The following is a 14,125-nucleotide window of genomic DNA, read 5'->3' as shown; positions in this document are numbered from 1 at the left end:
CGGCCCGGAACCTCGCGGTTCTGGGCCGTTTGTCGTTTCAGTCCTCGTCTTCCAGCTGCGCCGGCGTCTCGACGACGTAGCCGCGCTTGCGAAGCCGATCCAGCACCCCGCCCTGGCGGAGCAAGGGCGTCAGGGTGACGAAGGCCACGGCCCCTTCCTTGCGGTCCAACACGTTGGCGATCGCGTCGGTCATGGCGGTTTCATTGTTCTCCAGCGCGTCCTGCAGCGTCTTCATCGCCTGGACGCAAGGGTCATAGGCCGCCGGGCCGATCAGCAGCGTCCGCACATCGCCGCGCATCCAGGCCTGAGCCCGTTGCTCACGCATGGCGACAGGATCACGCGACCGGATCGCCCAGCGGACGCAATTGAGATTGTCGCTGCCGCCCGCCTTGAACCCGGCCTTCATCGCCTGCGCCTCCTGACCGGAGACGAACTCGAACTTCGCGCCCAGGCGGCGCGCCTTGGCTTCGAGATCCTGGGATGGGCCAGGCTTGGGCTTGATACGGGATTCCAGGTCGGTCTTGATCAGGACGCCGGCGAAGTTCGGCCGGAACTTGCCGTAGACCTCGACCTTCTGGCCGGCCATGGCGGCGACATCGGCCACGCGCGCGCGTTCGGCGTCGGTCAGTTCGGCCAGCCAGTCGCGGTCGGCCCGCACGGACTCTCGCGAGAAGTTGGTTTGGCTGCGCGGAATGGCGATGACGCGCTTGGAGGCCTTAACCCGGCGTTCGAACGCCCTGGTGTCCCACGACGCGGAGGCGGGCACCGCGACGCCGACGCCAAGCACCCAGACCTTGGCGTCGCCCTTGCTGACGCTCCACCAGGCCGGCCCGGGCGTGCGGGCGTTGACGACGAGGGCGTCGACCAGCACGGCGTCGTTGCTCTCCTGGGCCAGGGCGGGCGTGGCCGCCAGCGCCAAGGCCAACGCGATCAGAACGGCTCTCATGAGACCCCACGGCTCAACGTGAGGTTATGATGTCGGGCCGAAGCGGTGTCGGCGTCAATCCCCCGGAGCCGAGACAGGGGGTCGCCGCGTGGCCGGGGCGAAGGCCTGAGCGGGCGCCCTAAGGCTGCGCTTCGGCCGGCGTGGTGATCGTGTAGCCCTTGGCCTTCAGCCTGGCCAAGACGCCCTCCTCCGACAGCAGCGGGCGGAAGTTGACCAGCGCCACCGACTTGCCGGGCGTCTTCAGGGCCTGGTCGATGGCCTTGGTCGAGCGGTCGATGGTCTTGCGGATCTCCGAGGCCACGCCCGGCGTCGCCGACAGGCAGGCCTGGTAGCCACGATCGGCCGCCGCCAGCTTGACCACGTCGCCTTCGGCCCAGCGCTGGGCCGTCTCGACGGTCCGGGAGCCGCCGGCGTCGGCCTCGCGCAGGCCCGCGTCCAGGCAGAACTCCTGCATCGGCTTGGGCAGCGAGCCGACCGACTTCAGGGCGTCGATCACGTCGTAGCCATCCAGCTTCTGGATGCGCGGCCGCTTCTTGAGGTCGCTCTTCCTGGCGATCGCCTCGACCTTGTCGGCCACGCCGCCGCTCTGGATGTTGATCGAACCGCCCTTCTTCATGTTGGCGACCAGGAAACCGGCGAAGGCCGGCTTGATGTCGTCCATGCTGTCCAGCTTCTCGCCGCCGTCGGCCAGGCGCTTCTCCAGGCGGGCGCGCAGTTCGGGCGGCAGCGTGTCGCGCATCGGCTTGTCGGCCAGAAAATAGCGCCGGCCGCCCACGGCCAGGGCGATGATCCGCACGACGCTGACGTCGGGCTCGGGCGCCATGATCAGGCGGTTGGCGCCATCGAGGCGACGCTCCAGCACCGAGGTGTCGAAGGTCAGGGTCTTGGGCGACAGGGCCGGGATGGCCAGGATATAGACCGTGCTGTCGGCGTCCGACACCTTCCACCAGGCCGGGCCGGGCAGCTTGGCGTTGACGACCAGTTCCTCGACCAAGGTCCCTTCGGGGTCGGCGGCGTGCAGGTCGACCGGCGCCGTCTGGTGGATCGACACCTCGTTGCGAGCCTGCGCCAGCGCCGATCCCCCGCAAAGCAGCGAAAGGGCGAGACCGGCGGCGGCGAAACGGCGAAGGGTCACTATCTGTCTTCCTCGAACGGCGGCGGAATCGAGATAAACTCCGCGATCTCCCTGTCGTTGGCTGATCGGCGTTAGGTCGGTCAACTTAAGGAGTTGCAATGCTGGCGCTTTCGCTCCGGCCTGCCTCGTGAAAGTCCCCGTGATGCCCATCCGTCGCCTGCCGCCCGAGACCGTCAACCGCATCGCCGCCGGCGAGGTGGTCGAACGGCCCGCGAGCGCGATCAAGGAGCTGGTCGACAACGCCATCGACGCCGGCGCGACCCGTATCGAGGTCGAGGCCCACGGCGGCGGCCTGACCCGGATCCTGGTCGCCGACGACGGCTGCGGCCTGTCGGCGGACGAACTGCCGGTGGCCATCGAGCGCCACGCGACCTCGAAGCTGGCGCCCGACGAAGATGGTCTCTGGGACCTTCTGCGCATCCACACCATGGGCTTCCGGGGCGAGGCCCTGCCGTCGATCGGCTCCGTGGCGCGACTGTCGATCAGCTCGCGGGCCAAGGGTTCGAGCGACGCCCACTCGATCCTGGTCGAGGGCGGCCAGGTGGGCGAGGTTTCACCCGCCGCCTTCCCTGGCCCGCATGGGGCGCGGATCGAGGTGCGCGACCTGTTCTACGCCACCCCCGCGCGGCTTAAGTTCATGAAGTCCGAGCGCGCCGAGGCCCTGGCGATCACCGAGGAGATCAAGCGCCAGGCCATGGCCAACGAAAGCGTCGGCTTCTCGCTGGACATCGACGGCCGCCGCATCCTGCGCCTGCCGCCCGAGCATCCGGGGCCGCAAGGTCGACTGGCGCGCCTGGCCGCCGTGCTGGGCCGCGACTTCCAGGACAACGCCATCGAGATCGACCAGGTCCGCGACGGCGTGCGGCTGTCGGGGTTCGCCGGCCTGCCGACCTATAATCGCGGCAACGCCGCCCACCAGTACCTGTTCGTCAACGGCCGCCCGGTGCGCGACCGCCTGCTGCAAGGCGCCCTGCGCGCGGCCTATGCCGACTTTCTCGCCAGGGACCGCCACCCGACGGCGGCGCTGTATGTGACGCTCGACACCAGCGAGGTCGACGTCAACGTCCACCCCGCCAAGGCCGAGGTCCGCTTCCGCGACCCGGCCCTGGTGCGCGGCCTGATCGTCGGGGCGCTGCGCCACGCCCTGGCCGGGGCCGGCCACCGGGCCTCGACCACCGTCGCCACCCAGGCGCTGGACAGCATCCGCGCCCAGCAGAGTCCCTTCCCTGGCTATCAACCGGGATACCAGCCCGGCCCCTCGCCCGCCGGATTCTCGGCCTGGCGTGAAGGCGGCTGGACGCCGCCGACCCAGCGACCGATGGACCTGCCGGGGCTGAACGAGGTCTCTGCCCGCGTCGAGCCAAGCTACTCGCCTGGTTTGGGGGGCGAGCTGGCCGAGGTGGTGCGCGAGGCCTACACCTCCGTCGCCTTCGAGGATCGCCCCGCGCCGGACTACGCGTCCGCCGCGCCGTTCGACCCCGTGGATTTCCCGCTGGGCGCGGCCCGGGCCCAGGTGCACGAGACCTATATCGTCGCCCAGACCCGCGACGGCATGGTCATCGTCGACCAGCACGCGGCTCACGAGCGTCTGGTCTATGAGCGCATGAAGGGCGAGATGGCGGCCGGCGGTGTTTCCCGCCAGACCCTGCTGTTGCCCGAGGTGGTCGACCTCGATCCCGCCGAGGCCGAGCGCGTGGTCGCCCGGTCCGAGGAGTTGGCCAGCCTTGGTCTCGTCATCGAGAGCTTCGGCCCCGGCGCGGTGCTGGTGCGCGAGACGCCGGCCCTGCTGGGCAAGACCGACGCCGCCGCCCTGGTCCGCGACATCGCCGACGACCTGGCCGAGAACGGCGCGGCCCTGGCGCTGAAGGAGCGGCTGGAGGAGGTCTGCTCGACCATGGCCTGCCACGGCAGCGTCCGCGCCGGCCGCCGCCTCAACGGGGTCGAGATGAACGCCCTGCTGCGCGAGATGGAGGCCACGCCGCACTCTGGCCAGTGCAACCACGGCCGGCCGACCTATGTCGAGCTGAAGCTGGCCGACATCGAAAAGCTGTTCGGGCGGCGGTAGCGCATGATCCTCGCCCTTCGACAAGCTCAGGGTGAGGATCAGGGTCGACGGCGGAAAACCTCATCCTGAGCTCGTCGAAGGACGAGGTTTTCGGACCCTCAGGCTGCCCGCTTCTCCGCGAACGCGCGCATCGCCTCGGCCAGGTACTCGGTCAGTCCCGGCGCGACCGCTTCGTAGCGCGCCGTGAACTCCGGATTGTCCAGGTACAACCGCCCCAGCCCCATGAACGCGTCCGGGGTCGGTTCGCGGTTCCAGGACTTGGCGATCCAGGCCCAGTGGCGGCGCATGATCGCGCTGACGACGGCGCTATCGGCGGGCAGGCCCTGAGCCAACGCCTTGGCCATGTCGGCCTCGATCGCCAGGGCTTCCTGCTGGAAGCCGGCCCAGTCGCCCTTGCCCCAGCTTTCCATACCCGCCTTCGAATGGGCGATCTTCTCCGCCATGCCGTCGCCGTAGCGTTCGACCAACTCGGCCTCGTGCCTGGCCTGCTTCGCCGGGTCGAATCCCCTGAACATCTCTTTGTCTTCCATCGTCTCGTCTCCTTTGAGGTCGGCGAGGGTGCGGTCCACGATGTCCACCAGCTTGGCGTAGCGTTCGGCCTCGGCCGCCAGGCGTTCGCGATGGGCGCGAAGCGCGGCGGCGAGGTCGAAAGCCGGGTCGTCCAGCGCGGCCTGGATGTCCTTCAGCGGAGTCTCCAGGGCGCGATGGAACAGGATCTGCTGCAGACGCAGCAGATCCCGGCGGTCATAGTAACGATAGCCGTTAGCGCCGACGGCGCGGGGCCGCAGCAGGCCGATGGCGTCATAGTGGTGCAGAGCCCGCACCGAGACGCCCGACAGCTTCGCCATCTGTTTGACCGTGTAGACGCTCATCCGGTGTCCTTGGTGAACCTTCCCTCTTCGATGGAAGGATCAGTCAGGTCTGACGCGGCGTGAGGGTCAATGCCCTAAAATGAGCGGGCTCTAGGCGGCGTTGGCCGCCGCCAGGGTCGCGCCGTCGGGGCTGGCGACCGGCTTTTCCAGCAGGTCGGTGACGGCGGGGCCGCGCACGAAGGCGATCCCTCCCGCCTTGCAGGCTTCCAGTTCGACCGCCGAGGAGACATTGGCCGCGGCCTGGATCACGTCCTTGGCGACATAGGCGGCCTTGCGCTCGACGAACTTGAGGATCTGCTTCAGCCGGTCGTGCTCGGTCTCGCCGTTCAGCACCAGGGTGATGCTGTCGACCAGCTCGGGCGGCAGGCCGGAGATCGGGAAGGTCGGGTCGGTGACCTGGACGTCCATCCGCGAGAAGCTGCCCTTCAGAAACAGGCGCATCTGCTGCAGCATGCCGATCGAGGCCTCGCGCGGCGTGGCGTAGATCGTGGCGGTCAGGCGCGGCTGCTGGTCCAGCGGATATCGCGACAGGCGGCTCTTATAGGCCTCCTGCGAGGCCGGGGTGGTCAGGTTCCAGAAGCCGAACGGCGCCTGGATCTCGCCGAAGGGGGCGGTCTTCAGGGCGGCCTGGGTGTCGGTCAGGCAGATCAGGTCGCGCTTCAGCAGCTTGCCGTCGTCCTCGGGCGGCGGACCGATCAGGTCCGAGCGCATGCCGATCGCCGAGCCGACAAAGGCGCCCTGGGCCAGATCATAGACGCCCCACCAGCCGGTCTGGGCTGGCGGCGGCGGGGCCGCGATCTTGGCGGCGCCTGGGTTGGACGCCGGGGCCGGTTGAGCCTTGGGCTTTTCCGGCGCGGCGGCCGCGACGGCGGGCGGAACAGCCTGAGCGACGACCTGCTTGACCGGTTCCGCCGCGGGGACGGTGGAGACAGGCGCGGCCGCCTTGGCCGGACGTTCTGGCGTCACGGTCGTGGCGGCGGCCAAACCCGGCTTCTTGGCGCTGGCCTTGTCCTCGGCGAGGGTCTTGGCTTCCGCGCGCGTGCTGGGGCGGGGCTCGACGCTGTCGGCCGTGACAACATGGACTCGGCCGGCCGGACCCTCATAGCCCTCGCCCGCCATCAGCCCGGCCAACTCGGCCCGCGACAGCGCGGCGAACTGCAGAACCGCTTGCTCGTCGCCCTCGAAAGTCATCAGGGCGATCTGACCAATAGGGCGCCCCGGGAACAGCACCTTCTCCAGTTCGGCGGCCAGGGCTTGCATCTCGGTGGGGTCGAGGGTCTCGACGCGGTTGTCGGCCAGGACGAAGGCCATCGGCGCCACGGCCCCGCACTTGCGCGGCGCGCGCCAGCGGGCCTTCAGGAACGCGTCCGCCACCCCCTGAGCCTTGTGCTTGGGGACTTCACCCGGCTGGCTCTCGCCAACCGTGAACAGGATACGCAGGCAGCAAATGGCCGTCATGGGGCAGACCCTAGCGGCCGAAGCTTTTTGAACGGTTACAACCGCCCAGACAACGACGTTTTATTTCGCCGGCGAGGGAACCTTTTTTGGCGCCCTTTATACGAACGTCTCGCTGAGGCGGAATTCCAGCCGTTCGCGGACCGCGGGCCAGTCGTAGTCGGTGATCGAGAACACCGCCGTGTCGCGGATGTGCCCGGTCCAGGTGACCTTGTGATTGCGCAGCACGCCTTCCTTGCTGGCCCCCAGCTTCTCGACGGCGGCCTGGCTGCGGGCGTTGCGGACGTCGATGTTGAACTCGACGCGGATGGCGCCGGCCTTCTCGAAGGCGTGGGCCAGCAGCAGGCGCTTGCTCTCCGGATTGACCGGACCCGAGCGCGCGTCGGGATTCAGGAAGGTCGAGCCGATCTCCAGCCCGCCATGCAGGCGGCGGATGTTGAGGTAGCTGGAGGTGCCCACGATCTTGCCGTCCGAAAGGCGGCGGATGGCGAAACCGATGCGCTCGCCACGGTCGGTCTCGCCTTGCAGCGCGCCCCAGAAGTCCTCGAAGCCCTCGCCGCAGCCGTTGACCGACATGATCTCCCAGCTGGCGGGATCGCAGTCGACGGCGGCCTGCAGCGCGTCGCGGTGATCGATGGTGATCGGTTCGAGCCGGACATAGCGGCCCTGCAGGGTGTCGGCGGTCAGGTTCAGCATGGCCCCGTTGTCCGACAGGACGCGTGGTCTGACAACCCGCTTCGAAAGTCTCCTTGAGCAAGACAGGACCGCTTGCCGCCCGCGTAAAGCCGGTCTACAAACACTTCAAACAAGCGTTTGACACATTGAGAACCGGGCAGAGGGAACGACCATGGACTTCGACATCTCCCCCACGCAGCGCGCCTTCCTGGACCGCGTCACCGCGTTCATGGACGAGCACATCTATCCGGCGGTTCCGGTCTACGAGGCCGAGATGGACGTCCTGGGCGCCGAGCGCTGGAAGGTCGTCCAGGTCGTCGAGGAACTGAAGGCCAAGGCCAAGGCCGCCGGCCTGTGGAACTTCTTCATGCCCCCGCACAGCGGCCAGGTGCACGTCGACGACACCTTCCAGTTCGAAGGCGTCCAACTGACCAACCTGGAATACAGCCTGATCGCCGAACAGCTGGGCAAGGTCGGCTTCGCCTCGGAAGTCTTCAACTGCTCGGCGCCGGACACGGGCAACATGGAAGTGCTGATGCGCTACGGCACGCTGGCGCAGAAGGAAAAGTGGCTGCGCCCGCTGATGAACGGCGAGATCCGTTCGGCCTTCCTGATGACCGAGCCGGCCGTGGCCAGTTCGGACGCCACCAACATCGAGACCCGCATCGAGCGCGACGGCGACCACTATGTGATCAACGGCCGCAAGTGGTGGTCCTCGGGCGTGGGCGACCCGCGCTGCAAGGTCGCCATCGTCATGGGCAAAACCGATCCCGACAACGCCAGCCGCCACCAGCAGCAGAGCCAGGTCCTGGTGCCGCTGGACGCGCCCGGCATCGAGATCGTCCGCATGCTGCCGGTGTTCGGCTATGATGACGCCCCGCACGGCCACGCCGAGGTCATCCTCAAGGACGTGCGCGTGCCGATCGAGGACGCCCTGCTGCTGGGCGAAGGCCGCGGCTTCGAGATCGCCCAGGGGCGCCTGGGTCCCGGCCGCATCCACCACTGCATGCGCACCATCGGCACGGCGGAAGTCGCGCTGGAAAAGATGTGCCGGCGCCTCATGAGCCGGAAGGCTTTCGGCAAGTACGTCTCGGACCACTCTGTGTGGGAAGAGCGCGTCGCCGACGCCCGCATCGACATCGAGATGTGCCGCCTGCTGTGCCTGAAGGCCGCCGACATGATGGACAAGGCCGGCAACAAGTCGGCCCGCCTGGAGATCGCCATGATCAAGGTCGCGGCCCCGCGCCTGGCCTTGAAGATCATCGACGACGCCATCCAGGCCCATGGCGGCGCCGGCGTGACCACCGACTTCGGCCTGGCCAAGGCCTATGCCGGCATCCGCACCCTGCGCCTGGCCGACGGCCCGGACGAAGTGCACCAGCGCACCATCGCCCGCATGGAATACGGCAAGTACGGCGACCTCGTTTACAAGCAGAAGGCCGAAAGGGAAGCCGCCCTGCACGTGCCGGGGATCCGGTAGGTTAGCGCTTTCCCCTATCCCAAATCCCGATCTCCCCGGCGAAGGCCGGGGCCCAGATTCAGCCTGAGCGTCTGGGGATGATCCGACCTACGCCCAGATCAGATCCGCGACGTCGCGGGTTCGATCTGGGCCCCGGCTTTCGCCGGGGAAACGGACTTGGTCACTAGAGCAAATTCCGGGCGGACACCCTCGCCTCACCCGGCGATGATCGCCCCATGAGTCGCCCCGCTCGCCTCTTCCTCGACCGCGCGCCCTCGCCGATCGGCGAACTGCTGATCGTCACCGACGAGGCCGGGACCCTGCGCGCGCTGGACTTCCACGACTACGAGCCTCGCCTCGACCGGCTGCTGAAGACCCACTACGGCCCGTTGCGGCCTGACCTCGGCGCCGCGCCCGCCAGGATCCGCGAGGCCATGGCCGCCTATTTCGCCGGTGAGCTCGACACCCTGAACACCATCGCTTGGGCGACCAACGGCACGGCCTTCCAGCACGCGGTCTGGACGGCCCTGACGCAAATCCCCGCCGGCCAGACGATCACCTATTCCGAACTGGCCCGCCGCGCTGGCCGACCCGCCGCTATCCGGGCCGCGGGCCACGCCAATGGCTCAAACCCGCTCAGCATCGTCGCGCCCTGCCACCGGGTGATCGGCCTGAACGGGACCCTGACCGGCTATGGCGGCGGGATAGAGCGCAAACGCTGGCTGCTCGCCCACGAGAAGGCGATCTAAGCCAGCCTCGCGCCCTCGATCACCACGCGGCCGATATTGAAGAACGGCAGGCTCAGGGTGAGGCCGATCAGGGCGTTGAACACCATGGCGCCGCTATTGTAGCGCCCGGCCTCGCCGTCCAGAACCGCCGAGATCGCCCGACCCGCCGCCGCGCCCAGCCAGGCGACGGCCAAGGCCATGGCCATGGCGGCCCCGATGCGCGGCTGATAGCCCAGATAAAGCGCCGCCACGCCGTGCGAGGCGATCAGCACCCCGCCCAGGGCCCGCCCTTCCGCGAACAGCGGCGGCTTGAGGGTGTCGTCATCGGCCAGACCCGCCAAGCCCAGCATGGTCTGCGGCCGCGCCAGGATCATGCCGCCCAGGGTTCCGCCGATGACGCAGGCCAGGACCGCCAGAAACAGCGACAGAACGTAGCTCGACATGGGCCTTGTTACTCCTGCTATTCTCGACGCTATTCTGGCGCGCGGCAGACGGCCTCGACGTTGAAGCCGTCCGGGTCCAGAACGAACGCGCCGTAATAGTCCTTATCGTAATGTGGGCGAAGTCCGGGCGGACCATTGTCTTTTCCGCCGGCTTTCAACGCCGCCGCGTAAAAAGCATCGACCTGGGCGCGCGTCTCGGCCGCGAAGGCCACGTGGAGCTTGCCCTGGGTCGCGTCCTGCTCGGAAATCCAGAACATCGGCCGCGTGACGCCATAGCCGACGGCGTCCACCCCGCCGGTGAATTCCTTGGGCACGACATACAGTTGGCGGATCCCCAACGGGCGTAGCGCGGCGTCGTAGAAGACCGCGGAACGGTGGAAGTCGGCCACTCCGAACCCCACATGATCGAACATCGAACCCTCCCTCATTAACCGCGCCGCAAAAAGTTCGCGGTCGTCGTCCTTGACTCCCCCGAGCCTCATCCCTAACTCACAGCCGACGTTGGCACTCGATGGGAGCGACTGCTAACAACGCAGCTCCCCTGGTCCGACGCAGCCTTACTTGAAACCGTTCCGACGGAGAACACCCATGAAATTTCGTCCCCTGGGCGACCGCGTCCTCGTGAAGCGCGTCGAAGAAGAAACCAAGACCAAGGGCGGGATCATCATCCCCGACACCGCCAAGGAAAAGCCGCAGGAAGGCGAAGTCGTCGCCGTCGGCCCCGGCGCGCGTAACGACAAGGGCGAAGTCGTCGCCCTGGACGTCAAGGCCGGTGACCGCATCCTGTTCGGCAAGTGGTCGGGCACGGAAGTCAAGGTCGACGGTCAGGACCTCCTGATCATGAAGGAAAGCGACGTCCTGGGCGTGGTCGAGGCTTAAGGCCTCCTCCGTCCTCTTCGCTTTCGACCCCAAGTTTCTCTTTTAGAAGGGCTCATACACATGGCCGCTAAAGACGTTTATTTCTCTTCGGACGCGCGCGACAAGATGCTGCGCGGCGTCAACATCCTCGCCAACGCGGTGAAGGTGACCCTGGGCCCCAAGGGCCGCAACGTCGTGATCGAAAAGTCCTTCGGCGCTCCGCGCTCGACCAAGGACGGCGTCTCGGTCGCCAAGGAAATCGAACTGAGCGATCGTTTCGAGAACCTCGGCGCGCAGATGATCCGCGAAGTCGCCAGCAAGACCAACGACAAGGCCGGTGACGGCACCACGACCGCCACGGTCCTGGCTCAAGCCATCGTTCAGGAAGGCCTGAAGTCGGTCGCCGCCGGCATGAACCCGATGGACCTGAAGCGCGGCATCGACAAGGCCGTCGCCATCGTCGTCGCCGAGATCAAGTCGTCGTCGAAGAAGGTCACGACCAACGCTGAAATCGCTCAGGTCGGCACCATCTCGGCCAACGGCGACAAGGAAGTGGGCGACATGATCGCCCGCGCCATGGACAAGGTCGGCAACGAAGGCGTCATCACCGTCGAGGAAGCCAAGACCGCCGAGACCGAACTCGACGTCGTCGAAGGCATGCAGTTCGACCGCGGCTACCTGTCGCCGTACTTCATCACCAACGCCGACAAGATGGAAGTTCAGCTGGAAGAGCCGCTGATCCTTCTGTTCGAAAAGAAGCTGTCGTCGCTGCAGCCGCTGCTGCCGGTGCTGGAAGCCGTGGTCCAGTCGGGCCGTCCGCTGGTCATCATCGCCGAGGACGTCGAAGGCGAGGCCCTGGCCACGCTGGTCGTCAACAAGCTGCGTGGCGGCCTGCGCGTCGCCGCCGTCAAGGCTCCGGGCTTCGGCGATCGCCGCAAGGCCATGCTGGAAGACATCGCCATCCTGACCGGCGCTCAAGTCGTGTCGGAAGACCTGGGCATCAAGCTCGAGAACGTGTCGCTCGACATGCTCGGCAAGGCCAAGAAGGTCTCGATCACCAAGGACGACACCACGATCGTGGACGGCGTTGGTGAGAAGGCCGACATCGAGGCCCGTATCGCCCAGATCAAGCGCCAGATCGAAGACACCACGTCGGACTACGACAAGGAAAAGCTGCAAGAGCGTCTGGCCAAGCTGGCCGGCGGCGTCGCCGTCATCCGCGTCGGCGGCTCGACCGAAGTCGAAGTGAAGGAAAAGAAGGACCGCGTTGACGACGCCCTGAACGCGACCCGCGCGGCCGCCGACGAAGGCATCGTCCCGGGCGGCGGCGTGGCTCTGCTGAAGGCCTCCAAGGCCCTGGCGAACCTGACCGGCGACAACGACGACCAAACCGCCGGCATCGCCATCGTCCGTCGCGCCCTGCAGGCTCCGATCCGTCAGATCGCCGAAAACGCCGGCGTCGAAGGCTCGATCGTGGTCGGCAAGATCCTGGAAAGCGACAACGCGACGTTCGGCTTCAACGCCCAGACCGAGCAGTATGTCGACCTGGTCGCCGATGGCGTCATCGACCCGGCCAAGGTTGTCCGCACCGCTCTGCAGGACGCCGCTTCGGTGGCCGGCCTGCTGATCACCACGGAAGCCGCGATCGTCGAAGCCCCGAAGAAGGCCTCGGCCGGCGCTCCGGGCGGCGGCATGCCGGGCGGCATGGGCGACATGGACTTCTAAGAGAAGTCCATAAAGTCGCCCATCTTCCAAGGAGATCGGGATCGGCAAGCCGATCCCGAGCGGCGACATGGACTTCTAATTTAGAAGTTCAGCCTATCGCTGATAGTGATTGAGGGCGGGGCCGCGAGGTCCCGCCCTTTTTCTCTGTCCGCATAGCGACGGTTTCACACTCCCGTGACGAGGCAGAACCAAGGCGAAGGATCGACGTTAACCTTTCGCTCACCTTGCAGAGCATGGAGGCTGGAATGTCGTTCGTGCGTTTGTATTCCGCTCATCGCCGGCGCCGCGCGTCTCGCGCCAACCTCATCGTATTGGGCGTCTCCGCCTGGCTCGTGCTGGGCCTGATCAGTCAGGCCGCGTTTCAGCTGATCGGCTAGGCCCCTATCCGCGAGGCCATGCGGGCGCTACATGCGCCTGATGTTCCGCCAACGCCCCGACGCCGATCTGATCGTTCAAGGCTGGGTCATCGGCGTGATGGTCGAGGTCTTGGGCGAGCGTGTGCCTGTCCGTCACTACTTCGCCGTGGGAAAGGCCGATCGCGCCCAGGCCGAGTGGGCGGCCGTGGACCTGGCGATGAACGCCGGCTCCGTCGCCTCCAGCCCCGTCAAAGGCCAGGAGCCCGTCGAGGCCCTGCGCGAGATCGTCGCCTACCGGATGCGCGAGTTGGGCCTGAAACCCGGCGAGGCCCGCGCCCTGGGCGACAAGAACCCGAGGCGCTGGCTCTCGCTCTGAAATTCTAGTGGCGCTTGCCGCCGCCACCGCAGGCGCTACAGCCGCCCCTGCCGCCACCGCCGCCGTGATAGCCGCCGCCGATGTGGATCGAGGACGACGCCGAGGCTGAAGCCGAGGCCGAGCTCGAGGCGTAGCCGCTCGAAGAACCGCCGGCGTAACCGCCCGCATAGCCGCCCGCATAGCCGCCACCGGCCAGGCCGGGACCGCCATAGCCGCCGCCGCGCCCGCCTGACTGCGCGCCGACATAGCCCATCGGCAGGGGCGGCGGTTCGATATAGTTACCCCACGCCGAGCTTCCGGCCGAACCCGCGTTCCAGCCGCCGCCGGCGCTGTAGCGAGACTCCGAATAGTCGTAGGACGAACGCTCGCGGCTCTCTTCGTAATAGCTGTCCTCATAGCGATGACCGCCGCCGCACGAGCTGCACTGCTGCTGGACAACAGCGCCGCCGCAGGCGCGCGGCTGGCAACCGCCTTGCGGCTGGACCGGCACATAGACCGGACGATCGACATAGACGTAGATCGGCACCTGGACGATCTTCTCGACCACCTCGCCGCCGCAGGCCCGCTGGCACGGCGCGGGTTGCGGGACCGGCACGGGGCGATCCACGGGAACCGGGCGATCGACATAGACCGGGCGATCGACCGGCACCTCGACCCGCTTCTCGACGATCTTCTCGACCGGACGGTCGATATAGACGGGCCGCTCCACGATCTTCTCGACCGGGACCTGGACCAGCTTCTCGACCGGAACCTCGATGCGCTTTTCGACCACGACCGGGCGCTCGACGATCACCGGCCGGTCGACCACCTTCTCGACGATCTGGGTGGTGGGACGGTCGACATAGACCGGCACGCGGCGCTCCACCACGCGATCGACATAGACCACCTTGGTGCGTGTCGTGACCCGTTTTGGCGCATGCGCCTGACGGGCGGGCGGACGCTCATAGCCGTCGGCCAGCACGGGCGAAGCCAGGGTGAGGCTGGCGAAAGCGGCCAGCACGCCGACGCGGAGAAGGATCTTGGGGCTCATGG

15 protein-coding genes are annotated in these 14,125 nt (G+C 67.4%); 7 read left to right on the top strand and 8 right to left on the bottom strand.

All coding sequences use genetic code 11. The features are described from left to right. Positions 1–37: 37 nt before the first annotated feature. Together AC07R7_RS06730 and AC07R7_RS06725 are read right to left on the bottom strand one after the other, a co-directional pair. Complete coding sequence (locus AC07R7_RS06730; protein WP_494634605.1) at positions 38–946, bottom strand: TraB/GumN family protein; 909 nt, start codon at positions 944–946, stop codon at positions 38–40. Positions 947–1,064: 118 nt separating this feature from the next. Further along, positions 1,065–2,081: a TraB/GumN family protein gene (locus AC07R7_RS06725; RefSeq protein WP_494634604.1), complete on the bottom strand. Its 1,017-nt coding sequence runs from the start codon at positions 2,079–2,081 to the stop codon at positions 1,065–1,067. Between the two features lie 142 nt (positions 2,082–2,223). On the opposite strand from AC07R7_RS06725, the gene mutL reads away from it, so the two are divergent. Beyond that, positions 2,224–4,146: a DNA mismatch repair endonuclease MutL gene (gene mutL, locus AC07R7_RS06720; RefSeq protein ID WP_494634603.1), complete on the top strand. Its 1,923-nt coding sequence runs from the start codon at positions 2,224–2,226 to the stop codon at positions 4,144–4,146. A 98-nt stretch (positions 4,147–4,244) separates the two neighbouring features. Here the strand turns inward: mutL and AC07R7_RS06715 are convergent, their stop codons facing one another. From AC07R7_RS06715 to AC07R7_RS06705, 3 genes are all read right to left on the bottom strand, one after another. Further along, complete coding sequence (locus tag AC07R7_RS06715) at positions 4,245–5,018, bottom strand: MerR family transcriptional regulator (protein WP_494634602.1); 774 nt, start codon at positions 5,016–5,018, stop codon at positions 4,245–4,247. A gap of 90 nt (positions 5,019–5,108) precedes the next feature. After that, positions 5,109–6,476 (bottom strand): hypothetical protein, encoded by a 1,368-nt coding sequence (locus AC07R7_RS06710; RefSeq protein ID WP_494634601.1) that lies wholly within the window; start codon positions 6,474–6,476, stop codon positions 5,109–5,111. Positions 6,477–6,572: 96 nt separating this feature from the next. Beyond that, positions 6,573–7,169, bottom strand: a complete 597-nt coding sequence (locus tag AC07R7_RS06705; RefSeq protein ID WP_492886410.1) for a GNAT family N-acetyltransferase — start codon at positions 7,167–7,169, stop codon at positions 6,573–6,575. Between the two features lie 151 nt (positions 7,170–7,320). Here AC07R7_RS06705 and AC07R7_RS06700 point away from each other — a divergent pair, with 151 nt between their 5' ends. Together AC07R7_RS06700 and AC07R7_RS06695 are read left to right on the top strand one after the other, a co-directional pair. Beyond that, on the top strand, positions 7,321–8,628 hold the full coding sequence (locus AC07R7_RS06700; RefSeq protein WP_494634600.1) for an acyl-CoA dehydrogenase family protein: 1,308 nt from the start codon (positions 7,321–7,323) through the stop codon (positions 8,626–8,628). A 215-nt stretch (positions 8,629–8,843) separates the two neighbouring features. After that, positions 8,844–9,356 (top strand): methylated-DNA--[protein]-cysteine S-methyltransferase, encoded by a 513-nt coding sequence (locus AC07R7_RS06695; protein WP_492886414.1) that lies wholly within the window; start codon positions 8,844–8,846, stop codon positions 9,354–9,356. Here AC07R7_RS06695 and AC07R7_RS06690 read toward each other — a convergent pair. Together AC07R7_RS06690 and AC07R7_RS06685 are read right to left on the bottom strand one after the other, a co-directional pair. Further along, positions 9,353–9,778, bottom strand: coding sequence for a DUF4345 family protein (locus AC07R7_RS06690; RefSeq protein WP_494634599.1), 426 nt, complete (start codon positions 9,776–9,778; stop codon positions 9,353–9,355). The two genes, AC07R7_RS06695 and AC07R7_RS06690, sit on opposite strands and share 4 nt — an antisense overlap. Before the next feature lie 29 nt (positions 9,779–9,807). After that, the gene (locus AC07R7_RS06685) at positions 9,808–10,191 is read right to left on the bottom strand and encodes a VOC family protein (protein WP_492886418.1); all 384 of its coding nucleotides are present in this window, start codon (positions 10,189–10,191) and stop codon (positions 9,808–9,810) included. A gap of 175 nt (positions 10,192–10,366) precedes the next feature. On the opposite strand from AC07R7_RS06685, the gene groES reads away from it, so the two are divergent. The 4 genes from groES (at position 10,367) to AC07R7_RS06665 (ending at position 13,093) form a co-directional block, all read left to right on the top strand. Further along, positions 10,367–10,657, top strand: a complete 291-nt coding sequence (gene groES, locus AC07R7_RS06680) for a co-chaperone GroES (protein WP_013080760.1) — start codon at positions 10,367–10,369, stop codon at positions 10,655–10,657. 60 nt (positions 10,658–10,717) lie between these two features. Next, entirely contained in the window at positions 10,718–12,361 is a 1,644-nt protein-coding gene (groL, locus tag AC07R7_RS06675; RefSeq protein WP_492886420.1) for a chaperonin GroEL, read from the top strand. 245 nt (positions 12,362–12,606) lie between these two features. Further along, positions 12,607–12,738, top strand: a complete 132-nt coding sequence (locus AC07R7_RS06670) for a hypothetical protein (protein ID WP_492886422.1) — start codon at positions 12,607–12,609, stop codon at positions 12,736–12,738. 40 nt (positions 12,739–12,778) lie between these two features. Next, the gene (locus AC07R7_RS06665) at positions 12,779–13,093 is read left to right on the top strand and encodes a hypothetical protein (RefSeq protein WP_492886424.1); all 315 of its coding nucleotides are present in this window, start codon (positions 12,779–12,781) and stop codon (positions 13,091–13,093) included. 4 nt (positions 13,094–13,097) lie between these two features. Here the strand turns inward: AC07R7_RS06665 and AC07R7_RS06660 are convergent, their stop codons facing one another. Continuing rightward, positions 13,098–14,123 carry an IMCp domain-containing protein gene (locus AC07R7_RS06660; RefSeq protein ID WP_494634598.1) on the bottom strand — a complete coding sequence of 342 codons (1,026 nt, stop codon included), beginning with the start codon at positions 14,121–14,123 and terminating at the stop codon, positions 13,098–13,100. Positions 14,124–14,125: the final 2 nt, after the last annotated feature.

This window comes from Caulobacter sp. GW821-FHT05F04 (assembly GCF_059419665.1).
Note: the sequence above shows the minus strand (reverse complement) of the source record. Positions and strands in the feature narration are given on the sequence as shown.

Coding starts and splice junctions, on each gene's coding strand:
- AC07R7_RS06730 (WP_494634605.1), bottom strand. CDS start 946: ATGAGAGCCGTTCTGATCGCGTTGGCCTTGGCGCTGGCGGCCACGCCC.
- mutL (WP_494634603.1), top strand. CDS start 2,224: ATGCCCATCCGTCGCCTGCCGCCCGAGACCGTCAACCGCATCGCCGCC.
- AC07R7_RS06715 (WP_494634602.1), bottom strand. CDS start 5,018: ATGAGCGTCTACACGGTCAAACAGATGGCGAAGCTGTCGGGCGTCTCG.
- AC07R7_RS06710 (WP_494634601.1), bottom strand. CDS start 6,476: ATGACGGCCATTTGCTGCCTGCGTATCCTGTTCACGGTTGGCGAGAGC.
- AC07R7_RS06705 (WP_492886410.1), bottom strand. CDS start 7,169: ATGCTGAACCTGACCGCCGACACCCTGCAGGGCCGCTATGTCCGGCTC.
- AC07R7_RS06700 (WP_494634600.1), top strand. CDS start 7,321: ATGGACTTCGACATCTCCCCCACGCAGCGCGCCTTCCTGGACCGCGTC.
- AC07R7_RS06695 (WP_492886414.1), top strand. CDS start 8,844: ATGAGTCGCCCCGCTCGCCTCTTCCTCGACCGCGCGCCCTCGCCGATC.
- AC07R7_RS06690 (WP_494634599.1), bottom strand. CDS start 9,778: ATGTCGAGCTACGTTCTGTCGCTGTTTCTGGCGGTCCTGGCCTGCGTC.
- AC07R7_RS06685 (WP_492886418.1), bottom strand. CDS start 10,191: ATGTTCGATCATGTGGGGTTCGGAGTGGCCGACTTCCACCGTTCCGCG.
- groES (WP_013080760.1), top strand. CDS start 10,367: ATGAAATTTCGTCCCCTGGGCGACCGCGTCCTCGTGAAGCGCGTCGAA.
- groL (WP_492886420.1), top strand. CDS start 10,718: ATGGCCGCTAAAGACGTTTATTTCTCTTCGGACGCGCGCGACAAGATG.
- AC07R7_RS06670 (WP_492886422.1), top strand. CDS start 12,607: ATGTCGTTCGTGCGTTTGTATTCCGCTCATCGCCGGCGCCGCGCGTCT.
- AC07R7_RS06665 (WP_492886424.1), top strand. CDS start 12,779: ATGTTCCGCCAACGCCCCGACGCCGATCTGATCGTTCAAGGCTGGGTC.
- AC07R7_RS06660 (WP_494634598.1), bottom strand. CDS start 14,123: ATGAGCCCCAAGATCCTTCTCCGCGTCGGCGTGCTGGCCGCTTTCGCC.